Origin of the sequence: Galbibacter sp. PAP.153 (assembly GCF_037029175.1) — a bacterium.
Taxonomy (GTDB): domain Bacteria; phylum Bacteroidota; class Bacteroidia; order Flavobacteriales; family Flavobacteriaceae; genus Galbibacter; species Galbibacter pacificus.
Window position 1 is genome coordinate 45,328 of the sequence record NZ_JAZEUN010000014.1, and the last position, 24,632, is coordinate 69,959.

Below are 24,632 nucleotides of genomic sequence, written 5' to 3' on the forward strand. Positions count from 1 at the left end.
GTTCATCGTCGGAATTAATTATCCTTACCGGGCTTTAAATATTCATCTGTAAAATGTGCTGCGTGTTTTTCTTTCGAAAATTTTTTATCGTTATAAGATTTAGAAGCGCCTTTTGGGATTGACAAACTTTTCCATTCGGCGCCTTTTAGCAATGTTCCCAGAAATACAATCTGACCAATATGATAAGAATAATGCGCCAGTTGCCTGTTTATGGCCTCCATTACACTATGACCTTGATTGCGGATATAAATTTGCTGATGGAAATTAGTTTCGTCCAGACTGTCAAGGGCGTTGAACAAACAGCGCCAGCCGGCATCCCATTTTTGCAACATTTCTTCTTTTGAAGCTATTACATCTTCAAACTCCAAATCACGCTCCCGCCATTCTTTTTCACCATCTTCGGTAAGGAAATTTGTCCACCGCGACAACATATTCCCCCATAAATGATTAACAATAATGGCAATAGAATTGCTTTCACCATTGTATTTCCAGAACAAGTCCTTTTCCTGCACTTGCCCAAAGGTTAACTCGCCCAGTTTTTTGTAATAGGCAAATTGTTTTTTTACGCTATTGATGTACTCTGTTTGCATCCAAGAAATATATTTCTAATACTAAAATTACAAAATTCAATCAAAAAAAGACTGTATTTTAAATTCATTAAAAAATACTTATATAATTTTTAGTCTATATAAAATATTTTATTATTTTAGCCCATATACTATGTAATACGAATTTTATGATTAAAAAACTACTCATTCTCAGTCTATTCCAACTACAAACTTTTTATCTGCCCAGTCTACATGGGAGCTTTTAAATCCAAAGCCTTCCATTCTAGACGGAAGGGCAATTGCCTTTTCTTCAGATAATGATGGGTTTATTATAAACCAAAGCGAGCTGTTATATACAGAAGACAGTGGCACTACGTGGAATTTAAAACAAAATATCGACAGTGGTAACGACATAGCTTTTTACAATACTACAGGTTATATTGTAGGTGATTATGGTTATGTATTAAAAATAATCGATAGCGGTGTTACCTGGAATAAAATTAATATTAATTCGGGGCAAAGTCTTACCGAAATTGATATCATTGATGAAAATAACATTGTAATTGCAGGAGAAAATTATATTTATAAAACGACCAACAGTGGCAATACATGGGAAAGTTTTTCTATAAATGATGATTATGTATCCATACAAGGTCTTGACTTTATAGATGCACTTTCCGGCTATGTAATATTATATAACGGAGATATATACATGACTGAGGATGGAGGTGCTACATGGACACAATCATTAAATGTTGAATATTATTATAATTCTGATGCTTTTATACATTTTTTTAATGGTTTAACCGGGATTGCCTCCAATGAAAATGGCATCTATAAAACAATTGATGGAGGTATTTCATGGTCAATCGTTAACAATACCGTGCATTTAAAATCCGTATACTTTGTTGATGAAAATATAGGCTATGGGAATGATTATTATGGAGCGACATACAAAACCGAAGATGGCGGAGAAACATGGCAGGTAATACATACGCAAGAAAATGCAGATTATACAGTATACAGACATCTATTTTTTTAAGTGAGTCTAATGGATTTACCATAGGTAAATATGGGAAAATATATAGAACAACCGATAGTGGACAAAATTGGGACAGATATACATTTTATGACGACATCAAACAATTACAGTTCGTTAGTACTTCACTTGCCTTTGTGGCTTCTGGAAAAGATGTGTATACTACTGAAGACAGCGGACAAACATGGAAATACCTTAGTACTTTTGAAAAACGGATTGTAAGTCTGAAATTTATAAATGAAAATACTGGCTATTTAATTACACTTAGTTCTGTATACAAAACTACTGACGGAGGCGTAACTTGGGAAGAAAAAAACAATGGTATTACAACAAATTTTCAGGACAATTTGCTCTGTATTGACTTTGCAGATGAAAATACAGGTATTATAAGTGGAGGATCTTACGAAGATACAGTCACCTACAAAACTTCCGATGGTGGAGAAACATGGACCTCTATTTACGAAGATGACTATTCAATTTCTACATTCGATTTTATAGATAAAGAAAGACACAGGATATCTTAAAAATAATTCTTCCGACCTATACAAAACAACAGATGGCGGTGAAAACTGGAACCTTGTTAAAAGTAACAATTATGCCTATGGTTATAAATTAAAATTTTACAACAATAACATCGGGTACCTGTATGGCACATATGGAAATTTGTTTAAGACAGAAAATGGAGGCATTTCATGGGAAGATGTTTATTCAAATAGCTTTTATTCAGAAAAAGCAATTTTCGAATTATATGATGATGCCATTTATATAACTACCAGAAATGGACAGATAAAGAAAAGCAACGTAGAATACGATACTGTAAGCATTGCTCTTACAGGTTCCTATTACAATATAGAAAAAGAACCCGTAATACTTAAAGGAAATGTTACCTCTAATGGAGACGAAATTACCGATATTAAATTTTTGTACGGTACAGACTACTCAAACCTAGACAAAGAAATAAGTGCATCAACTACAACTGTCAAGGCCAACCAATCTATAAACGTAACTAGCGAGTTATCTGGGTTGGAAGCCAATAATTATTACAATTTCCAGTTGGTCGACACAAGTAATGAGGTGGTCTATAAAAGCGAGATAAGTTCGTTTTATACACCCGATGAATATGATATAGAAGTCGATTATCCTAATGCAAGGGACAATGACACCGTAGAGTTAATTGCCAATATAAGTAGTTTTAATAAAAAAGTGACAAATATTGAATTTGTTTACGGTACGCAAGCAGATTCCCTTGTATATAGCATTTCGGCTGATTCACTTGCGGTAGGTCCAGGTGAGCATCAAGTTAGAGCTAAACTTACCGGGTTAATGCCTGACACACAGTATTATGTTAACGTTAAGGCCAATTATGATGGAAAGAAAATTTCCGGTTATTTTATTAAAGAGTTTAAAACAAAACCCGATTATACTTTTTACACATACTCATCTCAATATGAGGCCGGAACCGCCCAACTGCAAGCCGAAATATATGCCTATGAAGACGATTTAAAGAACATTAGTTTTGAATATGGCACTTCTATGGAAATGATGAACTCAGTAGTAACCTCACCCTCAATCATAAAAGCAAATGATGAATTCAATAATTATGTCAATGCCGAAATAAGTGGGCTGGATACAAATTCAACCTATTTTTATAGGCTAAAAGCTTTACAGGGGGACACCTATGTATATAGCGAAATAAACGCCTTTAATTTTAATAGAACGCTATCTATAAGCAACATAGAAGGCATAGAGAACGAGGACAACTCAGTACTCTTAAAAGGCTACATATACCCAGGGTATAATTCTGTTTCAAATATTGTTTTTGAATATGGTTTGACCACCGAATATGGAAATACCCTTATTACAACACCCGACTATATTTACGAAGGAGGTTTTGTTAAAGCCGTCATTCCAGGTAGTCTATTAGTAGAAAACACAACCTATCATTTCAGGTTAAAATACTACGACTATAATGGTGAAAATTTTTCAAACGATTTTAGTTTTACTACCGTTGAAAGATATGCCGTAGATGAAGATAATTACAAAATAGAGTTTACCAACGAAACCTGCTTGAATAAAAACAATGGCACCATTAAAGTAACCCCTATAATTGTGCAAAATTATGAAGCTATTGTAAACAACGAAGCACATACATTTACCAATGAACTTTTGTTGGAAAATCTGGAGCCGGGCAACTATTCTGTATGCTTGTCCATAGCCGGGAAAAAAGAATCCGGGCAATGTTTCGAGGTTCAAGTTGGTGGTGCAGAAGAAATTGCTGGAAAAATAGAGAGCAATAAAACATTAAATACTCAAAAACAGGGTTTCATTTTATATTGCAAACGGAACGGCTCCTTATACGGTCGTAGCCAATGAAAAAACCGTCGGGACCTATTCCAATAGATCGTTCGACGCAGTTATTGCAGAAGACGGGCTTGTGGAAGTATATTCTAGCCTTCCATGCGAAGGTAAAATAGAAAAATATATTTCCAACAGCTCAACTTATGCGTATCCAAATCCGGTTAGCAATTATACCAATATTATTTTTCCGGCCTCTCAGCAAAAAAATACAAAAGAGATACTCGTAGAACTAATTGACAGTTCCGGAAAAATCATTATTCATAATTCTTATACCATAAACCATAATAAGGTAGAAATAAATATGAGTACACTAAGTCCCGGACTGTATTTTGTTAAAGTATATGCAGATGAAGTAGAAACCATTAAAATAATAAAGAAATGAAAAAATTAAATTTTCTATATATAGTTACAATAGCATTATTTACCATAGCATGCGGCGGTTCAGATGACGGGCCAGATCCAGAGCCGAAGCCAAAACCTGAACCTGTTAACAACATTCCAAGCATTCCACATTTGGATTATCCTACCGAAGATTTGGTCTGCATAGACAGTGAAGTAAATTTTAAATGGCTAGCTTCTACAGATAAAGATGGCGATAAAATTATGTATCAAATACAGATAAGCAATAAATCTGACTTTTCTACAACGGCTTACAACGATTTAACACCCGATCTCAATAAAACATATGCTTTACCAAAAGGAAAAATTTTTTATTGGAGGGTCAAAGCTACAGACAACAATGAAGGAGAAAGCAAATACACAAATGCTTCCCGCTTTTTTACCGAACGTGATGCCGAAACAAACCAAGTTCCAAACCAACCCGTAATTATAGCACCGGCAAATAACACATCGGTTTCTTCTAATATGATAACCTTAAAATGGGAAGGAACAGATCCCGATAACGATGCCGTTACCTTCGATTTGTATTTTGGAAAGCATATGGATTCATTACCAATAATTTCAGAGTCTGCCAAGCAAAATAATTATCAGGCAACTTTAGAACCAAATACTACGTATTATTGGAGAGTTATAGTTAAAGACGACAAAGGCGGTGTAACCATAGGCAGCCTTTGGAGCTTTACCACCAATTAAACCTACTCTTTGTGAAGAAAGGTTAAAAAGGTCTAAAAAATAATCTGCTACTGTCAAACTGAGCCCAGTCCAAAAAACATTTGTCTGGGCTCAGTACGGCATTCTTGTTTTTCTATGCTTATTTAGCCCCTTTTGCTTAATATTTATTATTAAAACTACAGCCCAGCTATTTTGCCTATTTCGGCAATAAACTTATCGGCAAGTCCATTAGCTTCTTGTTGCGATTTTGCTTCGGTGTAAATCCTAATAATCGGTTCGGTGTTCGATTTTCTCAAGTGCACCCAATTTTCAGGAAAATCTATTTTTACACCATCAATGGCGCTTATATTTTCGTTGGCATACTTCTCCTCCATCGTTTTTAAAATGGCATCTACATCCAGTTGTGGCGTCAATTCAATTTTCTTTTTACTCATATAATACGATGGGTAACTATCGCGCAATTCTTTTACGGATATTCCTTTTTCGGCCAAATGAGTTAAAAACAAAGCAACGCCTACCAAAGAATCCCTTCCGTAGTGACTTTCTGGGTAAATAATACCTCCATTTCCTTCGCCACCTATAACGGCATTGTTTTTTTTCATTAAGGTAACCACGTTCACCTCTCCCACGGCCGATGCTTCATAATTTCCGCCATGTTTTTCGGTTATATCTCGCAAGGCACGAGATGATGACATATTAGAGACCGTGTTCCCTTTGGTTTTCCCTAAAACATAGTCGGCGCAGGCCACCAATGTATATTCTTCCCCAAACATTTCGCCATCGTTACTTATAAATGCTAGACGGTCCACATCGGGGTCTACTACAATGCCCAAGTGGGCTTTTTCTTTTACAACCAACTCACAAATGTCGGTTAAATGCTCTTTTAAAGGTTCCGGATTGTGTGGAAAATGCCCGGTCGGGTCGCAATACAATTCTACGACCTCTACCCCCAGCTCCTTTAATAATTTAGGGATGGCAATTCCTCCAGTGGAGTTTACGCCATCTACAACCACTTTAAACTTGGCTGCCTTAATTTTTTCAGCATCAACTAAATCCAGATTTAAAACTTCGTCAATATGGATGTCTATATAAGAATCGTTTACGGTTACTTTACCTAAATTGTCTACTTCAGCAAAAGAAAAATCTTCACTTTCGGCTATTTTCAGTATTTCTTTTCCATCGTTACCGCTTAAAAATTCACCTTTATTATTCAGCAATTTCAAGGCGTTCCATTGTTTAGGATTGTGGCTTGCCGTAAGAATAATGCCGCCATCGGCTTTTTCCAGCGGAACAGCAATCTCTACAGTGGGAGTTGTGGATAAACCCAGATCAATAACATCAATTCCAAGTCCGGTTAAGGTTGAAGAAACCAAATTTTGAATCATTTCTCCTGAAATACGGGCATCGCGGCCAATAACCACTTTTACATTTTCCTTTTGAAGCTGCTTTTTTAGCCAACTGCCATAAGCGGCGGCAAATTTTACTGCATCGACCGGGGTTAAGTTTTCTCCTGTTTTTCCGCCAATGGTCCCACGTATTCCTGAAATTGATTTTATAAGTGTCATTAATTATCTTTTTATTGAATTAAAATTAAAAAAAGTTCTATCGATAACGCTGTATTATCCATAAACGGATATAAAAACGCTATTTTCAGCAAATATAAAGGTTTATGGAGTTGTAAAGTTTAACTACATGTTTTTTTAATGAAAACGATCGCTTAAAAGTTTCATTATAAATCGTAATTTTAGAAAATGAATTTTCTAGCACATATTTATTTGTCCGGAGACAATCCAAAAATTAAAGTGGCCAATTTCATGGCCGATAGCATTCGGGGGAAAAATTACGAGCGTTATCCCCCCGATTTTAAAAAGGGTATTTTGTTGCACCGTGAAATAGATACTTTTACCGATGCACACCCAACAGTAAGGCAGAGCACCAAAAAACTGCACAAAAATTACGGCCATTACAGCGGGGTTATTGTTGATATTTTTTACGACCATTTTTTGGCAAAAAATTGGAGTGATTATTCGGATGTGCCCTTGGAAGTTTATGTAGACGGTTTTTATGATTTACTGGGCGAATATTACGAGATACTCCCCATGAACGTAAAAAAAATGATGCCGTACATGATTGCCGACAACTGGTTGCTCAATTATGCCAAGCTTGAAGGCATTTCCAAGGTATTGGACGGGATGAACCGGCGCACTAAAAATAAATCTAAAATGAATTTTGCCATCCAGGACCTGGAAAAATATTATACTGAATTTGAAGCAGAGTTTACTTCGTTTTTTGAAGAACTGCAAGAATTCGCAGTCCATAAGTTAAAATCGCTTTAAACCAGCCTTAACCAAATAATATATGAAAAAACTACTACTCCTTCTCTCCATACTTATAATCAGTTGTAAATCGGAAAAAGGGCTTGTTGCCAAAAGCGCCATGGTAGTTTCGGCACGTGCCGAAGCTTCCAAAATAGGCTCGGATATTATGGAACAGGGCGGTAATGCCTTTGATGCCATGATTGCCACAAAATTTGCCCTTGCGATAGCGTATCCCTTTGCAGGAAACCTTGGCGGTGGTGGGTTTATGGTCTACAGACTCAATGACGGTCGAAATGGGTCCCTGGATTTTAGGGAAAAAGCCCCCCTGGCGGCCACAAAAAACATGTATCTGGATTCACTCGGCAATGTAATCCCCAATAAAAGCATTGTTGGGGCAACGGCCGTTGGGGTTCCCGGGAGTGTTTCCGGTCTTTTTGCAATTCATAAGAAATTTGGCACCCTCCCCATGGAAAAACTTATTCAGCCCGCAATAAATATGGCAAACCGCGGAGTTGTGGTTACAAAAAAGCAGGCCAATCGTTTAAAGCATTATCAAAAATTAATTAAAGAAGTAAGTGGCGATACCGTTTTGTTCGCCCATAATTTTAAAGAAGGAGATACCATAAAATACACGGCCTTGGCACATACCTTGGAAATTATTAAAGAAAAAGGAGAAGCTGGATTTTACAAAGGAGATATTGCCGAAAAAATAGCCGCTTTTATTCAAAAAAACGGTGGATTGATAACAAAAGAAGACCTGGCACGTTACAATGCCGTTTGGCGGGATCCGGTTGTGTTCAGTTATAAAGACTTAAAGATAATCTCCATGGGCCCACCGAGCAGTGGCGGAATTACCTTGGCCGAAATAATGAAAATGATAGCTCCATACAAAGTTGATAAACTAGGGCACAACTCGGTAAAGGCCATCCAGTTAATTACAGAAGCCGAACGACGGGCCTATGCAGACCGGGCCTATTTTTTAGGAGACCCTGATTTTGTGGAAGTTCCTGAAAAAAAATTACTTAGCGATGATTATTTAAATGAAAGAATGAATGATTTTTCTTTTAAAGCCGCAACACCTTCTTCTGAAGTATCGCACGGAGAAATCGAAATTGTGGAAAGTAACCAAACAACGCATTTTTCCATTGTGGACACTTCCGGGAATGCCATATCGGTAACCACTACGCTCAACGGTGCCTATGGATCGAAATTGTATTCTGAAGAGCTGGGCTTTTTCTTCAACAACGAAATGGACGATTTTAGTGCCAAGCCCGGTGTACCGAACATGTTTGGCCTTCTTGGTGCCGAAGCTAATAGTATTACCCCTGAAAAGCGTATGCTGAGCAGCATGACACCGACAATTGTTGAAAAAAATGGTAACTTGTTAATGGTTGTAGGTACCCCGGGCGGTTCTACCATTATTACTTCGGTGCTGCAAACCATTTTAAATGTTTATGAATTTAATATGGGGATGCAAGAAGCTGTTAACCAGCCAAGGTTTCACCACCAATGGCTTCCCGATGAAATTTTAATGGAGCCCAACGGCTTTGAAAAAGAAAAGGTAGAAACCCTAAAAGCATTGGGGTATCAAATCAACGAATCAAAAGCTAGGATAATTGGTTTAGTCGATGCAATTTTAGTGCTAAAAAACGGCACTTTAGAAGGCGGTGCCGATAAACGTGGAGATGATACCGCTATTGGCTTTTAATCCGTAAACTTGCCCCTAAAAGATGATTTAAAACTTTTAAATATGAACATACTACGTAAAATACTTAAACTATTTATTGGAATATTGCTATTTCTAATAATAATAAGCGTTGCCGTTTATTATGTGTACAACAAGCCCGTTCCTGTTGGAAAGCAAGGCCCCGAAGCTGAAGCATTGGCACAGAAAATGCTAAAAGCCATTAACTATTCCAATTATACAAAAACTAGGTATTTAGAATGGTCTTTTAACAATGTGCATCACTATAAATGGGATAAACAAGAACACCAAGCCGATGTAAAGTGGGATGATAATCAGGTAAAACTCAACCTTAAAAATTACGGAAAAAGCGAAGTTTTTATAGACGGCGTAAAAATGCATACCGAACCCCGCCAAGAACTTATAGATAAGGCTGTAAAGTATTTTAACAACGATTCTTTTTGGCTGGTTGCACCGTTTAAAATAATGGACAAAGGGGTTGAAAGAAAATTAGTGACCCTGGAAAATGGCAAGCCGGCATTGTTGGTAACCTATACCGAAGGGGGAACTACACCGGGAGATTCTTATTTGTGGATACTAAAAGACAATGGCTTTCCCGAAAGCTTTAAAATGTGGGTTAAAATTATCCCCATTGGCGGGTTACAGGCCTCTTGGGACGATTGGAAAGTAATGGAAACCACCACTTACCTACCTTCAAAACACAAGTTTTTGTTTTTTACTATCGACATGGGAGACATTAAGGCTTATAATTAGTCAGTTTTTTAAGTTTAAAGTGTAGAGCGTAGCGGTTAGTCACTTCGACGTATGGAGAAGTCGCATAATGTAATTTATCAAAATGAGTCAATCAGTTAACTAGAAACGAGGTTTCAAGTTTCAAGTTTCAAGTTGTCAAAAAAGCAAACCATAAAAAGGCATAAAGACCCACACATGTGAGCCTTTATAATTTTTGCATTTAATAGTTTGGCAATCGTATTATTAATATTGACCGTTTTAAATAAAATTCAAAATCAGTCATGATTTTCTTATTGAGGATATGATCTTGAAGGTGGTTCTCCAGAGCTTCCATACTCCAACGGATCTACGCCTGTTATATCTTGCGTGGCATAAAGCGGTATTGCAAGGTTGGGTAACACAGAAGCACGCTCGTATGTTGCATTCATACTTCCAGTTGGTGTTATAAATATGGTTAATGCATTGTTTTTCTCTCCATATTGTTCATCTTTTGGAAATGCCGCCATATAAAACCTAAATCCATCTACATAGCCTCCGTTTTCTTCTACAGTTGCAATTGATTCTGTCATATATGTGAATAATTCTTCTTTGGAATACCAACTCGATACGGACAAATTAAAATCCGGTTCTTCTTTAAATTGAATCTCTTTTATGGCTGCCTGCGCCTTTTTTAAATCAGGAGTTTTTTGTTTTAATAATTCTTTTACCAATAGCTTGTGATAACGTAAAGAATCTTTAGCCAAAAATAAATCTTCGACTTCACCAACGTATCGCTTGCTTAGATTTTCTGCAAAATCAGAAGACATCTTCTTTTTAGAAATGTCTACTTTATTCACCGTTGTTGTGTAGTCTCCAACTTTCACAATAGCAATTTCGGCATTGCTTTTTATTGGTTTTTCTGCTTCAGAAGGTGAAACTTCTTCAGAACATGATAGCACATATCATACCCAACATAAGAAAATTTAAACGTAATAAAGTTTTTTCATTATTTATGAATTTTTATGGTTATAGTATAAAAATACATGTTTGTAGGTTATAAAAAAAATGTTGAAGATTAAAATATCATAAAGATTGATTAAAATATCTATTTATATAAGTTTAGGGTTAGTGTTTTACCCCGCTTAATATGAGTTGAAACCTTTCACTCCAATTTACGTTGTTCCCGGGCATTGATGATAAACCCGATAATAAAACTGCCGTACATTACATAATTGGAAATAACCAAAATATACACATATACCGATGCCGAAAAATTGAGCTGCTTTGCAAAAATAAATATGGGCATGGTTACCAAATTGAAAAACAATATCCCCATAGTAATCCAAAATGGTAAGGTTTTATGAAAGGTTAATATTTTATCGCTTTTCAATATGGTCATTAAATACAAAAAAATAGCCAATAATGTCAATATTACACCTGCATACATATGGGGTTGTAACCAAGATTGTAAAATGTTTTTGAAATCAAATATTTCTATTACTACAAACACACTATATAGGATAATAAAAACATTTAAAGTCCTTTTTACCCTTTTGTGGTCATTTACAATTTTATAGAATAACAAATAGCAATAAAATATTAATACTGAATGAATGTTCGAAATCCATATATTCCCTCTAAATATAGACGTTTTTGGTAGCTCATTATTTAAAAATTGGCCAAAAACGGTATTAGGAAACCTCCATATTATAATTGGCACCATCTGTATAATTTCTGATATAACTGTAATACAGAGTAATAATAAAATAATAAAATAAGCCCTATTTCTATTTAAATTATATAAGATAAAAGCATAAATGACAGATATTACTTCTAAAAGCAATACTGATCTCTTTAGGTAGAATTCAAAATCTGTCATTTATATTCCCACTACTACTATTGAGGATATGTTCTTGATGGTGGTTCGCCAGTTCCACTATAATCCAACGGATCCACACCCGTTATATCTTGTGCAGCATACAACGGTATTGCCAAGTTGGGCAGTACGCTTCCCTCCTCTTTTCCACTGCCCATATGTCCGGTAGGGGTAATAAAAGTGGTAAGGGTATTTTTCTTTCGGTCGTCCCCCACTTTGGGGAACACCCCAATATATATTCTAAAACCATCTACTTTCCCGCCACTTTTTTCTACGGTTTCCATAGAATTGTCAATGTATGTCATTAATTCATCTACAGAATACCAGCTGGAAACAGAAAGTTCAAACTTTGGTTTTTTGGGCTTAAAGGTAACCGGTTCGCTTTGTTTTATACTTCTTCCGCTACCCGTATTTGCTTGCTGCTCTTGCAATTGCTTTACCAGTGCCTTGTAATATTCCAACGAATCGGACTGGGCAAAGAGCTCGTCCATGTCCTTTACATAACGTTTACTTAACTTTTCGGCAAGTTTTGGCGTTAACTTATGCTGGGAAAGGTCTACCGGATTGTATTCAACAAGGTTCCCTCCTTTGTTACACGATGCTAAAAAAACTACGCATAAACCCAACAGTAAGCCGTTGAGCCATTTTGGTTGATTGGTTCTCATTTTTACTTAATTTGGTTGGTTATCAATTATGTTAATTATAAATAGTTTAGGTGCTGAAAAGGCGTATAAATCAAGCCATGTTCATTATAAACCTATCCATACTACTAATATACTATAAAAAAATCAGTACCTTCATAGCTATAAAATTTCATATTGCAATATAAATAATTGAAAACAAATTAGTTACATTATTTTCACCGTTTGTTTTCGGGGAAAATCCCTTACAAGAATTCGATTAAAAGTATTTAATCAACGATGTATTGCCATAAAGTAAAGAAACGGAGGCTTTTAGACACTTAATGCCTTTTAATTTTGCAGATAAAATGATGGTTTTACCACAAATGCACCGAGTTAATGAAAAATACCATAACAAATGCATGTGGCAACCTTTGCTATGTATTTATCCTATGTAATGAGAGTTATGTTTTTCATTTTTATTTGAATTATAAATTTTCAATCCATGAAAACACTCCGCTATAAATCGTACGATCCCGCTGTTTATTTACTGGAACAAATTCTGGTGAAACTGGGTTTTCCCGTTGTAATTTCCAATTACTTCGGAAAAGATACCGAAACCGCCGTAAAAAGTTTTCAGCTTAAACACGATCTTGTTATCGATGGCATTGTAGGGGTGAAAACATGGAGCAAATTGCTAGCCATTGAGAACACTCTTTTTAATAATACGGACAAACTTCTTTCTGAAAAAGATTTAATGGACTTTTCAAAGAAATTCAATCTGGAGCTGGCCATTGTAAAAGCCATCAATGAAGTAGAAAGCAACGGAAAAGGCTTTTTAATTTCCGGAAGGGCGAAAATTTTATTTGAAGGCCATGTATTTTGGAAGGAACTTGAAAAACGCGGGATTTCTCCCGAAAAATACGTTTCTGCAAAAACCCGACACGTACTCTACCCTAAATGGACCAAAAAATACTATGTAGGTGGCGAAGGCGAATATTTGCGGTTGGAGACCGCCGCTTCCATACAAAAAAGCAAAGATTTCCATGATGCAGCCCATGCATCGGCTTCGTGGGGGGCTTTCCAGATTATGGGCTACCATTACAAAGATTTAGGTTACACCTCTGTAAATGCGTTTGTTGAGGCCATGCAAGTTCACGAAAGGGAACATTTACACGCATTTGGCATGTACTTAAAAGCAAATAAGCTCCTGCCGTTGCTACGGGAGAAAGATTGGGATGCTTTTTCAAGGGCCTATAACGGGCCTTCTTACAAAAAAAACCAGTATGACAAACGGTTAAAACTTTTGTACTTTAAATACACTGCCAAAAATTAATCGAACTCAGGTTTTAAAGTTAATTTTTTCTACAATTTGTATTAAATTTTTATTAATCCAACCGCGGTTACACAAAAAATCGCTATCTTAATTCCATAGTTCCCTTCTTACAAAGAATCAGGTATTTTCCCCTTTCCTATTATACTTATTTATACCAAATTAGCAACATAAAAGCAGCAATGATGAATATTACTACCTCATATGTGGATATGTATAACCGCATACATACCAAAACCCATGCAACTGTTGGGAAAATAAAGGATTTAATTGAAAATGAAGACATTAGTGCTTCTGATGAATTATATACTTTTTTAAAGGAAATTGAAGATACCTTTAGGCGGAATAAAATATCGGCGTTTACCGATATTGCTACGTATAGGATTGATTTACTTTCGTCCCGGATAGCATTGGATCAACGTGTGCCTCAAAAAAGCCATCAACTGGAAAAGGCAATGGCCTTGATTCCAGATATTACAAAAACGGTTCATGAAGCATTAAGGCCCATTGAAAATAGGATTAACGAGTCCAGGGTTATTATCAAGGAATTAATTTCCCAGGCGTACGACAGTAACATGGTGCAATATCACGAAGCAACGAATTTCTCTGATTTTATCAATGCTTTATGGCGTTTGTTGTTAAATCACGACAACTTTAAAACTAAAGCCACCACGGTTTCGCAGTCCATTACCAATAACGATATTTTATATATTCTAGCAGAAGAAGTGCACCCAGGTAAAAAACCAGCCCCCAAAAAGGTGGTTGGCTAACTTATTGCTCGACTAAACTGAACAATATTTCTTCATGGGTCTTTTTTTGTGCCAATAAGGCAATTGCTTTAGCGGTAAGCTGTAATATTCTTGGGTAACCACCTGTTGTTTGTGCATCTTTCATTAAAATAATTAATTTCCCCGATGGCGTAAATTGTACCGTTCCCGGTAATGTTGAAGACGTGAGTATGGAATACTTATGCGGATAAAGTTGCTGTTTTAATTGACATGCCATCCGGCTGTTTTCCTTTGCGATATTGAAAATGCCATTTAGCACCTGATATTCTTGTTCTTCCGTCAACAAATTAAACTCAGGACCTTTGTAGACTTCCAGTTCTTTTTCCTTAAAATTATGGTCCATGCCCGGCAAGTTTTCCGGTGGAGAAAACGCTTTGTGTTTCGCTATGTTTAATGTTAGCCCAATGGTTAAATGAAATTTCTCGGTAATTGAAACATACCACGACCTGCTCTCCAAAACAACTTCGGTATCAAACCCGCCCTTAACGGCCAAATAGCAACGGATTCCGCTTTTTAGTTTCCCAAACCGCAATACATCGCCCGGAACAACCTTGTAAACCTCGTCGTTATAAATTTCATTATTATTGATGGAAGGCGACATAATTGCCCCGCAAACGGCAATATAGCTTTCTTCTTCAAAAAGAAGTTCGGGCCCTGTCATGGTAATTTCCATAACGGCAGCCGTTGGGTCGTTGTTCAACAATTTGTTGGCAAACCCAGCCGAAATGGCATCCATGACGCCACTTACGGGCACACCTTTGTCGCGGTATTGAAACCTGCCCATATCTTGAATGGTAGAATAGAAACCGGGTTTATTTACCTGTATCATCGAGTTCGTATGTTTTTAAATGAAAAATTTTGGCATCTACCTGAATGCTAATCAGTTCATGCGTGGCCTTGTCTATTGGATAAAACTTAATTTTATCGCCTACGCCCACACCACAGGGATTCTCGTTTTTGGGATTAAAAACCTTCACGGGCGAATTGCCAATAATATTCCATCCGCCGGGAGATTCCTGTGGGTACACGCCGGTTTGCTCGCCCCCAATACCAACAGAACCCTGTGGTATTTTTAACCTGGGCTTGCTTCGTCTTGGATGGTGCAAGGCTTTGTTCAATCCGCCCAAATACATAAATCCCGGTAAAAAACCAATGCAATAAATGGTATACAATGGAGCCGTGTGTAGTTCTATAATTTGCGGTACCGACATCTTTTTTTCCATGGAAAAAGTTTCCATGTCGATGCCAAATTCGGCATCATAACAAACGGGAATATGCCATAATTTACGTTGGAGATTTCCAAAAATGTCTTTTTGTATGTAAAGCTGTTTTAGCTGCTCGATTAATTCTTTATGCCGAATGGGCGCTTGTGCTATTAAAGTAAGGGAGTTGTATGCCGGAACAATTTCATAACCATCCATGTTCAATAAGATCAATTTTTTGAACTTTAGTATATTGTTCAATACTTCCTCATTCACCATTCTTGGCCATTCCACCAACAATGCCTTATCCCCGTAGGGCCGGTATTCTAGTTTAAATCTATCCAATGGCAGTTGTATATAAAGAGTTATATAGGTATTTTACAATCTGGACGGCATTTTCGGTATCAGAATGAACACAAAAAGTAGTAGCTTTTATAAAGACCGATTTTCCGTTTACGGTCACTACTTTTTGATGATTGGCAATATCCTGCACCTGTTTTAAAATAGCATTTTTATCATGAAGCACCGCATCTGGGAGTGTTCTTTTTACCAAGGATAGGTCTTCGTTATAACTCCTATCGGCAAAGGCTTCATATAATATCTGGAACCCGTTTTCTTGTGCAACATCGGCAATTATGGAATTATATGGAACATACAACAGTGCTCTTTTTTTATACATGTTAACAGCTTCCAAAAATGTGGTTGCCAAGCGTTTGTCCCGGGCAATATCGTTGTACAGCGCACCGTGTGGTTTTATATGATGTAGTTTTCCGTTGCATTTCTGTAAAACATTATCAAAATTTCCCAGTTGAAGCGAGATGCTTTCCTTTAAATCTTTTGCTGAAAGATCAACAGATTTCCGACCAAAATTTTCCTTATCGGGATAAGACGGATGCGCACCAATGAGTACCTTGTATTTCAACGCCAAGCCCACCACCTCTTTCATGCTTTGCAAATCTCCGGCATGGCCGCCACAGGCAATATTGCACGATTGAATATAAGGCATTATTTCGTTTTCATTGAAAGTACCCTCACCTAAATCGCAGTTAATATTTATTGTTTCCATTTTATCTTCAGGCAACATTAATCTGTAATTTATTGATTAAATAACTTCTATAATAAATATAACATAAGTTTTTGCTTTGGCTAAATAAATTTAGGATTATTAATATATAGGAGCTATGTTTAGTGTATTTGTAGCTTTACCCTAACCAACCATCCCTATCCAAGCTTCTGTATTGAATGGCCTCACTGATATGAACTGGCATTATTTGGGTTTCGTTTTCCAGATTGGCAATGGTGCGGGAAACTTTAAGTATGCGGTCGTAAGCCCTTGCCGAAAGGTTTAGGCGTTCCATGGCTTTTTTCAGCAATGTTTTGGACTCATCGTCCAGCACGCAAAATTTTCTAATTTGTTTTGTCCCCATTTGGGCATTGTAATGAATGTTGGGAAATTCATCAAAGCGTTCTGTCTGTAGCACTCTAGCGGCGGTAACCCTTTTTCTAATATCAATTTTTCAAACGGGACCGGGGTTACTTCAATATGAATGTCTATCCTATCTAAAAGCGGCCCCGATATTTTGCTTAAATACCGTTGCATTTCGGCCGGGGACGAAGTTACGGGGGCATCGGGATCGTTGAAATATCCGCCGGGACTTGGGTTCATGCTGGCCACCAACATAAAACTGGAAGGATACGTAACTGTAAATTTTGCCCTGGAAATGGTAACTTCCCGGTCTTCCAAGGGCTGCCGCATAACTTCCAGTACGCTCCTTTTAAACTCGGACAACTCGTCCAGAAAAAGCACGCCATTATGTGCCATGGAAATTTCTCCCGGCTACGGATAAGCGCCGCCGCCAACCAAGGCAACATCCGAAATTGTATGGTGTGGGCTCCTAAATGGACGCTGGTTCATGATGCCTTTTTCTACCGTCCTTCCTGTAACAGAATGTATTTTTGTTGTTTCCAGTGCCTCGTTTAGTGTCATTGGTGGTAAAATAGAAGACAACCGCTTGGCCAACATTGTCTTTCCGGCGCCTGGCGGACCAATAAGTATGATGTTATGCCCTCCAGCGGCGGCAATTTCCATGCTTCTTTTAATACTTTCCTGTCCTTTTACATCAGCAAAATCATATTCGGGAAAATTAAGCGTTTTATAGAATTCTTCTTGAATGTTAACTTTTGTGGGCGTTAAAACAACCTCTTTGTCAAAATGCTCGATGACTTCAAGAATGTCTGTCACCCCATATATATCAACTCCTTCAACTATGGCCGCTTCCTTGGCATTTTCATTGGGCAGGATAAATTTTTTAAACCCTTCGCCCTTGGCCTTTATTGCAATAGGAAGCGCACCTTTTATGGGCTGTAGGGTTCCATCCAACGACAATTCGCCCATAATAATATAGTCGTCAAGATTATCGGCTTTAATCTGTTCAGAAGCTGCCAGAATGCCTATGGCCAAAGTAAGGTCGTAAGCCGAGCCTTCCTTGTGCATATCGGCTGGTGCCATGTTTATGGTAATTTTTTTTCCGGGGATTTTATATCCGTGATACTATAACGCAGAAGCTATTCTATAATTACTTTCTTTAATGGCGTTGTTTGGCAATCCTACCAAATGGTAGCCTATGCCCTGCCCTATGTTGACTTCAACGGTAATGGTTGTAGCTTCAATTCCAAAAACGGCACTTCCAAATACTTTTCGTATCATAAAATTATATTTATAATCTAAATATATTAAAAAATATGCTATAATAAAGAATTAGGTTCGTTATATCTATAAAAAGACCGTGTATCCTATTAATCAAAGAAGTTGAAGTGAGTTTAATTTTTTAGAAGAATAAAACGGTATCTATTTCCAGAAAATTATTCCTTGATGATGAGCAACGAAGCTTTTACGTTTGTGTTTAAGTTCCACTCGTTTGCAGAAATTTCTCCCCCCTTATCGTCAAAAACAGCAAATTGTGCGGTATTTGGGGAATAAGCACCTTCGTTTAAAGCCCTAAACTCGATTTTGTTGAAGCCGGGCTGCAAATCGAAATAAAACCCTTTAAAGCTGCCTTCCAGAAATACATTTGGAACCACTACTTTATCATTTATAATGATGCTTACTCTATCTCCGTCTATATTTCCATGGTCCCTGCACAATATCTTTACGGTTTTGGAATTGGTTTTGAAATCTCCAAAATATTGCGTTGTGGTCGCTCCCAATTTTTCTCCGTCTTTTCTATTGTATTCGCGGTTCAGCTTTTTGTCAAAGCGGTCACCGGCATCCAAAAAAGCTTCGTTGCTATCCATTAAATTTACCTCTTTATTGGCAATGTCTACAGCGGTTTTTTCCTTTGGTGCCTCGGGAACATTGATGTCGGGAACTGCCTTAATGTCAAGTGGCTTTTCTTCGGGGGCTTCGTTGTTTGGTTGTTCTGTTGCACCTAAACCTTTTAATGGAATTGGCGTATTTGGCAAATCTCCCTGTGCATATGTATTTAGTCCTATCAATAATACGCTCAATGTGAATAAAACCTTCATTTTTTCATTAAAATTCATATTCGCAATAAATATAGATATAGAATTCTTCTTGACTTTTTTAAATCATGTAAAAATAATAACCAAATCTATGCCAAAGCTTTAAATTATGTTAATTTGAATTTAATTTCCTTACATGCCGCATCAGATAAAAAGAAATTTAACCTGTTTTTTTATTCACCAAAAAAAGAAAAAGCCAATTTTTGAAGCGGTTTGAATGCTAAAAATTGGCTTTCCGGGTTGGTTAATTAAGAATTACCCTTTATCCCTTTCAAGTTGCCGTTGAATTTTACTTATTGCAGATTCTATGGATTTTTCGGGTTCTATTACATTGTATGTCCCCCAGAATTCGGGGTCTGAAAACCCAGAGGCTTCATCTGCTATAATAATCGACGGCCTCAACCTTTCTTTTGATTTTATGTCTCTTCCAGTTCCGTTTTCATGCCAGTCGGTAATTGCCATTTCACTGCTTACGTAATACTTTGAGTTAAATAATTTACCCTTCCGGTCTACAACAAAGGCCAGTTGTACATTGCCATAACCATAATACCATTTTCCGCTTTTAATCCGGTAATCTACCCTATATGAAGCTTCTGTAGGGTATACGTCTATATCGTTCGGTTTTCTCCTTACCAGTAGGTCGCTGGCCTTTTCTTTGTCTTCAACATTTAAGTTAAAAACAGCGCTTGCCAGTGCTTTTGTTTCGGCATCGATATACAGTTTGCCATAAAATAATGGCTCAATAACACTTTCTTTTTGCTTAAAACTAACTACATAGACCGGCTTGTCGTTTATGTTGGTGGAGGCGTCAAAACTAAAATCGTAATAAGTAATCAATTCTTTTGTAAATATATATTCGGGATATTTCATAATATCCACAAAAAGCGGTGTAAAAGGCCCTCCTTGCAGTTTTAATGCCACGGTATCCAAACGCGAATAGTTTGTACTTTTTCTGGATTTGTACAGATCGATGATATCTTTTTTTGCTGATGAATTAGGCTGTTTATAAATATAAGCCACCGCTTCTGAAAGCGATGCGTCCCGTCGCCTCTTTTTAATGGTTTCCCTGTAAAAGGCGGTCATTTTAACGGGCTGGGTCAAGTAATTTTCCCCGTTTTTTTTAAGCATGGCCAAAACCAGGCTCAATGCATCTTTTGGAGCGCTCAAATCTATTTGAGGCAATTCTATGGATACAGGGCTCAATGCAATTTCATTGTCTTCTTTTTTTAAGTTGGTTAACGGCACTATTTTTTGCTGATATCCTAAAAAAGATACAATTACGTTGTTTGAACGTATGGAATCGTGCACTTTTAGCACAAATTCCCCTTCTGAATTGGTTATTGAGCTTATGTTTGTATTTTCTACGGCCAAGGTTGCAAAAACTAATTTATCGTTTGTCTTGCTATCTATAACAGTTCCTTTGTATTCTTTATATTTTAAAGTGTCTTGTGCTAAAACAAGGGGGATGTTAATAGCATTGGTTGTAAAACAAGCCATTAAAATAAAGAATTGCACATATAAAACAGGCTTTTTTAAAAGAATGCTCACCATATGCCTGAAATTTTTAATTAAACCATTAAAAGATACAATATTTTTTGAAATAATTATAAAATATATATCGTTTTTTAACGTTCTATGACAGAAGGTAAATTTGATTCAAAAAAAATCTCCCACGATGAACATCCGGGAGATTTAAGTAGGATTCAGGTAAGACTTGAAGCAAGTCTTTTCTGTTGATTTGAATATAAAATATGTTATGGGGCAATAAGCATATTTTAAATTCAGACTAAAAGTACATGAGATTTATAACAATTAAAATTTTTTGTTGTAAAACCCCTTTTTTTGTATGTGTACGTTTTTTAAATGTGTATTTAATGCAAAATTACGATAATGATTTATCGATGTTTTGATATAAAATACTTGAAATTAATTTCATTAAGTCTTCAAAAACCACGGGCTTTTCAATAATTCCGTCAACATTTAATTGTAACGAAGCAATTGCTTTTTTTTGCTGCTCTTTTGAAACTGCAATAATTGTGGGAATATTAAGTTGTAATTCCTTTTCAATCCGCTCAACAAAATTAAGCCCTGCATAACTGCTGGACGACAATCCAAACACAACAATATCGGGTTTATTGAATTTTAAAGTATTAAACAACATTGCTTCATTTAACTGGGTAACAACATGGTAACCATGTTTTTTCAACCTGAAAGACAGCAAAGAAGCTACCATTCTATCGTCTTCAACCAATAAAATGCTTTTTTTATTCATCCAAAAGTTCTATTTGCTGTTTAACTTCACTTAAAACGTGGGTATATTCTTTTTTAAAGTCGGCAATGAGTTTTTCAATGTTCTTAAAAGTATCCAAGTGCTGGCATTCGGTTTGTATAACGTCTATGTAGTCCAACAAAGAATACGCTTGTATCATTTCCAGTCCGTTTTTTATTTTATGAGCCGCCCTGGAAATAGAAAAGCGGTCTTTGGCCTTGAGATATATAGCGGTAGCATCGTAAAATTCTTCAATGTTCTCATTCAGCAACAAAACAATTTCGCTTATGTATTCCTTGTCGCCAAGGCAATCGTTTACCAGTTTGGTAATATCGGCTCTTTTTAATCTTTTTTCTCTATTCACTCCTAGTATGGTATTATTAATCATTACATACAATTATACTGTTCAACTTAGCTTTGGTGTCTATTTTCATAACCATATAAGCTGGTTGGTATACGTTGTTTAAATAGTTTGATTTGGCCAACTAAACATAAATTAAAAAGACCCCAAATCCTTATAATTTACGTTTAACAGTAACAAACATATTTCTAATCGAAAGGAAATAAAATTTTTTGTTGTGTAGTGCAATTTTTTGTATGTGAAAAAAGTCAATTACGAAACCAGCAGATTATCTTAAATTTTGAAGGATAAAATCAATGGTTGCATTGGTGTTTTTATTGCCTGAATACGAATCGGTTATATGTACCGACTTAGAAGCCAGGCCGTATTCTTGCAGTTTTAGAATAGAGTCTACCCTGTCCAGCGATACCTTTCCGGTGAGTAATGGTGTAAGCGGTTGCCCTTTTTTATAATACTCGTATATTTTTTTTAGTCCGGTGAGGTATAAAAAATCTTTGGTAAAACCGCCTCCGCGGTGTATCCTTAAGGTTATAATAAAGGCCTTGTCCCTATCCAATTTATATTGGTTGTGCAAAAGGTCGAAGGTATCGGCAAACGAATATCCTTTTATTAGGCTATCGGCCGCTATTACACGGTATGCCAATATTTTTAATCGGTCCAGGGTCAAGGCGCCGCTCATGTATTCGCTAAATACGGCCAACCCTTCTTGTGTTTCCACGTTTTTTGGAAAACCATTTGAAAAAATCTTCAACGGTTGGTTAAGTCCGTTAAAAGTAGTTACCATATGCACCCCTATTTCATGGTTTGCCAAGGTTTTTAGTTGATTGTCGCTAAAACGGGCGTTCTTTTTAATGGCAAGGGTCTGGGTACTGTTGGAAACCATGGCATCGGCAGCAATGCTTGTAGACAATTTTATGTTTAAAGGAAAATCATAACGTTTTACAAAATCTTCAAAATAAGCCTTAGCATCGAGGGCCGTATATCTTTTTTCTGAATCCGAAGATGCAAGCTGATCTTTTAAATGAAGGATAAAGTTGGCATTGGCAACATCTTTTTCTTTTGGGGTACCGTACAGGCGCAAGCTATTGTAAAAAAATTTCTTTTGCTCCCCTATTGCCTCGGCACATTGCACCATATTGGCATAATAATAAATAACGCTCTGGTAAAGCGACCGTATATCGTTGTCCGGTATTTTTTCAAGCCTGTTAGAAAACAAGGCCCGTTGCAACTTATAGGCGTTAAAGTTCTGCTTAGGATATTTAAAAACAGGTTCTTCGGTATATTTTGACGAGAAAAAGCGGTGTTTTTCCTTTTCGGCATTCAAAGGGTTTAAATAACTAAGCAATTCAATGCGCTTGATAAGCCTGTCCAGGTTCTTATCTATTTCAATAAGGTCTATATGCTCCCTTATAAGGTCGTCGGCAATCATTACACTTCACTTTTAAGCTCGGTTTTATTTGGGTCGTAATCCAGCATGCCTTCGCTTTTGGCAATTAAAGAACAAACGGTTGCGTCTCCTGTTACGTTTACAACGGTACGCATCATGTCCAAGATTCTATCTACAGGAAGTATAATACCGATCCAGGCTGGGTTAAGCCCAACCGATTGAAGCACGATAATGAGCATTACCAATCCTGCACTTGGTACTGCCGCAGACCCAATAGAGGCCAAAGTAGCCGTAAGTACAATGGTTAACTGCTGACCAATGGTTAAGTCGATCATGTGCAACTGAGCCAAGAAAACAACGGCAACCGCCTGATACAAACACGTTCCGTCCATATTGACCGTTGCCCCAATGGGCAGTACAAAGCTTGTAATCTTTTTGTTCACCCCCAAGTTATCTTCCACACATTCCATTGTTACCGGAAGCGTGGCCGCACTGCTCGACGTAGAGAATGCCAAGGTTTGTGCCGGGCTCATTGCTTTAAAAAAGCCAAAGTATGATACGACCCGAACAAAAATCTTGAAGATTCCCGGGTATATTACAAAAATCATTATGGTCAAGCCCAAAATTACGGTTAGCGAGTACCAGCTTAAACCTTTAAAAATTTCCAGAACCTTGCCTATATCGTCACCGGCCATTTTGCTTACTACGCCTGCAAGAAGTGCAAATACAAAGAAAGGAGCGGCTTTCATGATTAAAGCTACCATTTTAAGGAATACTTCCATGACACCGTCTACAAAAGCAAGTACCGGTTTGGATTTATCATTTGGAATAAAAAGTAAACTAATACCGAAGAAAAGGGCAAAGAATATTACCTGCAACATTAAGCCGTTATCGGCCAAAGACAAAAAGATATTATCTGGAACAATATCAACCAATGGTTTTAAGGGGCCAGCATCTTTGGTCTTGTTGGCCTCGCTCATTTTTTCACCTACTTCGCTGGTAGCGGCCTCTTTTAGCTCATCTTTGGAGAGGTCAGAAATATGTTGCGCACGCTCAAGAAAAGCCGGGTCGTGCAAATAATTAATTCCGTCTTTAATTTCTAGGTTTTCAGAAGCGGCCCACAACTCATAGCTTATCCTGTTATCTATCCTGCTTTCTTCATCAATAAGTTTTCCTGGCTTTATAAGGTTTACCAAGACCAATCCCAACGAAACCGCAAGTATTGTGGTAATAAGGTATGCCAAAAGCGTTTTGCCGCCCATTCTACCCAAACTTGACGGATCCCCAATATTGGCAACACCATTTATTATGGAAAAAAGCACCAATGGTACAGCTATAAGCTTTAATAAGTTGATAAAAATGGTGCCGAAAGGAGCTATCCAATCAATGGTAAATTGGCTCAATCCCATTTTACTGGAAAAAATTGCCCAAATAATACCAAGTATCAAACCTATAATAATCTGCCAGTGTAGTGCTAGTTTTTTCACATGAATTGTTTTAAGTTAGCAAAGATGTTTAGTTTAA

At 37.0% G+C, this 24,632-nt stretch carries 25 protein-coding genes and 1 pseudogene; 10 read left to right on the forward strand and 16 right to left on the reverse strand.

From position 1 onward, the window contains the following. Positions 1-14: 14 nt before the first annotated feature. Together UXI14_RS10480 and UXI14_RS10485 are read right to left on the reverse strand one after the other, a co-directional pair. Complete coding sequence (locus UXI14_RS10480; protein WP_335966096.1) at positions 15-590, reverse strand: DUF1572 family protein; 576 nt, start codon at positions 588-590, stop codon at positions 15-17. 168 nt (positions 591-758) lie between these two features. Then, complete coding sequence (locus UXI14_RS10485; protein WP_335966097.1) at positions 759-962, reverse strand: hypothetical protein; 204 nt, start codon at positions 960-962, stop codon at positions 759-761. A gap of 298 nt (positions 963-1,260) precedes the next feature. On the opposite strand from UXI14_RS10485, the gene UXI14_RS10490 reads away from it, so the two are divergent. The 5 genes from UXI14_RS10490 to UXI14_RS10510 all read left to right on the forward strand — a co-directional run bounded on the left by UXI14_RS10490 (position 1,261) and on the right by UXI14_RS10510 (position 5,037). Further along, positions 1,261-1,590, forward strand: coding sequence for a hypothetical protein (locus UXI14_RS10490; RefSeq protein WP_335966098.1), 330 nt, complete (start codon positions 1,261-1,263; stop codon positions 1,588-1,590). Continuing rightward, entirely contained in the window at positions 1,527-2,111 is a 585-nt protein-coding gene (locus tag UXI14_RS10495) for a YCF48-related protein (RefSeq protein ID WP_335966099.1), read from the forward strand. The genes UXI14_RS10490 and UXI14_RS10495 overlap by 64 nt, the downstream gene beginning before the upstream one ends. Positions 2,112-2,250: 139 nt before the next feature. After that, positions 2,251-3,960, forward strand: a complete 1,710-nt coding sequence (locus UXI14_RS10500) for a hypothetical protein (RefSeq protein ID WP_335966100.1) — start codon at positions 2,251-2,253, stop codon at positions 3,958-3,960. Between the two features lie 61 nt (positions 3,961-4,021). Next, positions 4,022-4,327, forward strand: a complete 306-nt coding sequence (locus UXI14_RS10505; RefSeq protein ID WP_335966101.1) for a T9SS type A sorting domain-containing protein — start codon at positions 4,022-4,024, stop codon at positions 4,325-4,327. After that, positions 4,324-5,037, forward strand: coding sequence for a fibronectin type III domain-containing protein (locus tag UXI14_RS10510; RefSeq protein ID WP_335966102.1), 714 nt, complete (start codon positions 4,324-4,326; stop codon positions 5,035-5,037). Before UXI14_RS10505 ends, UXI14_RS10510 begins: the two co-directional genes overlap by 4 nt. Before the next feature lie 155 nt (positions 5,038-5,192). Here UXI14_RS10510 and glmM read toward each other — a convergent pair whose 3' ends face one another. After that, complete coding sequence (gene glmM / locus UXI14_RS10515) at positions 5,193-6,581, reverse strand: phosphoglucosamine mutase (RefSeq protein WP_335966103.1); 1,389 nt, start codon at positions 6,579-6,581, stop codon at positions 5,193-5,195. Between the two features lie 186 nt (positions 6,582-6,767). Here glmM and UXI14_RS10520 point away from each other — a divergent pair, with 186 nt between their 5' ends. The 3 genes from UXI14_RS10520 to UXI14_RS10530 are packed head-to-tail and all read left to right on the forward strand — an operon-like array spanning position 6,768 to position 9,792. Beyond that, positions 6,768-7,352: an acyl carrier protein phosphodiesterase gene (locus UXI14_RS10520; protein ID WP_277899280.1), complete on the forward strand. Its 585-nt coding sequence runs from the start codon at positions 6,768-6,770 to the stop codon at positions 7,350-7,352. Positions 7,353-7,374: 22 nt separating this feature from the next. Beyond that, a complete protein-coding gene (ggt, locus tag UXI14_RS10525; protein WP_335966104.1) occupies positions 7,375-9,042 on the forward strand; it encodes a gamma-glutamyltransferase in 1,668 nt (555 codons plus the stop codon). A gap of 42 nt (positions 9,043-9,084) precedes the next feature. Further along, the gene (locus tag UXI14_RS10530) at positions 9,085-9,792 is read left to right on the forward strand and encodes a hypothetical protein (protein WP_335966105.1); all 708 of its coding nucleotides are present in this window, start codon (positions 9,085-9,087) and stop codon (positions 9,790-9,792) included. 269 nt (positions 9,793-10,061) lie between these two features. On the opposite strand, the gene UXI14_RS10535 is transcribed toward UXI14_RS10530, so the two are convergent. From UXI14_RS10535 to UXI14_RS10545, 3 genes are all read right to left on the reverse strand, one after another. Continuing rightward, the gene (locus tag UXI14_RS10535) at positions 10,062-10,709 is read right to left on the reverse strand and encodes a hypothetical protein (protein ID WP_335966106.1); all 648 of its coding nucleotides are present in this window, start codon (positions 10,707-10,709) and stop codon (positions 10,062-10,064) included. 203 nt (positions 10,710-10,912) lie between these two features. Continuing rightward, entirely contained in the window at positions 10,913-11,056 is a 144-nt protein-coding gene (locus UXI14_RS10540; protein WP_277899277.1) for a hypothetical protein, read from the reverse strand. 590 nt (positions 11,057-11,646) lie between these two features. Then, positions 11,647-12,291 carry a hypothetical protein gene (locus tag UXI14_RS10545; RefSeq protein ID WP_335966107.1) on the reverse strand — a complete coding sequence of 215 codons (645 nt, stop codon included), beginning with the start codon at positions 12,289-12,291 and terminating at the stop codon, positions 11,647-11,649. A gap of 460 nt (positions 12,292-12,751) precedes the next feature. Here UXI14_RS10545 and UXI14_RS10550 point away from each other — a divergent pair, with 460 nt between their 5' ends. Further along, positions 12,752-13,582: an N-acetylmuramidase family protein gene (locus tag UXI14_RS10550; RefSeq protein WP_335966108.1), complete on the forward strand. Its 831-nt coding sequence runs from the start codon at positions 12,752-12,754 to the stop codon at positions 13,580-13,582. Between the two features lie 179 nt (positions 13,583-13,761). After that, positions 13,762-14,349, forward strand: a complete 588-nt coding sequence (locus UXI14_RS10555; RefSeq protein ID WP_335966109.1) for a hypothetical protein — start codon at positions 13,762-13,764, stop codon at positions 14,347-14,349. A 1-nt stretch (position 14,350) separates the two neighbouring features. Here UXI14_RS10555 and UXI14_RS10560 read toward each other — a convergent pair whose 3' ends face one another. From UXI14_RS10560 to UXI14_RS10605, 10 genes and pseudogenes are all read right to left on the reverse strand, one after another. Next, the gene (locus UXI14_RS10560) at positions 14,351-15,196 is read right to left on the reverse strand and encodes a biotin-dependent carboxyltransferase family protein (RefSeq protein WP_335966110.1); all 846 of its coding nucleotides are present in this window, start codon (positions 15,194-15,196) and stop codon (positions 14,351-14,353) included. Beyond that, positions 15,180-15,914: a 5-oxoprolinase subunit PxpB gene (pxpB, locus tag UXI14_RS10565; protein ID WP_335966111.1), complete on the reverse strand. Its 735-nt coding sequence runs from the start codon at positions 15,912-15,914 to the stop codon at positions 15,180-15,182. Before pxpB ends, UXI14_RS10560 begins: the two co-directional genes overlap by 17 nt. After that, entirely contained in the window at positions 15,907-16,635 is a 729-nt protein-coding gene (gene pxpA, locus UXI14_RS10570; protein WP_335966112.1) for a 5-oxoprolinase subunit PxpA, read from the reverse strand. The genes pxpB and pxpA overlap by 8 nt, the downstream gene beginning before the upstream one ends. Before the next feature lie 136 nt (positions 16,636-16,771). Beyond that, a pseudogene (locus UXI14_RS10575) lies at positions 16,772-18,276 on the reverse strand (YifB family Mg chelatase-like AAA ATPase). 155 nt (positions 18,277-18,431) lie between these two features. Next, on the reverse strand, positions 18,432-19,094 hold the full coding sequence (locus UXI14_RS10580) for a hypothetical protein (RefSeq protein ID WP_335966113.1): 663 nt from the start codon (positions 19,092-19,094) through the stop codon (positions 18,432-18,434). 252 nt (positions 19,095-19,346) lie between these two features. After that, positions 19,347-20,642 carry a carboxypeptidase-like regulatory domain-containing protein gene (locus UXI14_RS10585; RefSeq protein ID WP_335966115.1) on the reverse strand — a complete coding sequence of 432 codons (1,296 nt, stop codon included), beginning with the start codon at positions 20,640-20,642 and terminating at the stop codon, positions 19,347-19,349. A 331-nt stretch (positions 20,643-20,973) separates the two neighbouring features. Next, the gene (locus UXI14_RS10590; protein WP_335966116.1) at positions 20,974-21,363 is read right to left on the reverse strand and encodes a response regulator; all 390 of its coding nucleotides are present in this window, start codon (positions 21,361-21,363) and stop codon (positions 20,974-20,976) included. Continuing rightward, a complete protein-coding gene (locus UXI14_RS10595; RefSeq protein ID WP_335966117.1) occupies positions 21,356-21,748 on the reverse strand; it encodes a hypothetical protein in 393 nt (130 codons plus the stop codon). Before UXI14_RS10595 ends, UXI14_RS10590 begins: the two co-directional genes overlap by 8 nt. Before the next feature lie 241 nt (positions 21,749-21,989). Then, positions 21,990-23,150 carry a flavohemoglobin expression-modulating QEGLA motif protein gene (locus tag UXI14_RS10600; protein ID WP_335966118.1) on the reverse strand — a complete coding sequence of 387 codons (1,161 nt, stop codon included), beginning with the start codon at positions 23,148-23,150 and terminating at the stop codon, positions 21,990-21,992. After that, positions 23,150-24,595, reverse strand: a complete 1,446-nt coding sequence (locus tag UXI14_RS10605) for a dicarboxylate/amino acid:cation symporter (RefSeq protein ID WP_335966119.1) — start codon at positions 24,593-24,595, stop codon at positions 23,150-23,152. The genes UXI14_RS10600 and UXI14_RS10605 overlap by 1 nt, the downstream gene beginning before the upstream one ends. Positions 24,596-24,632: the final 37 nt, after the last annotated feature.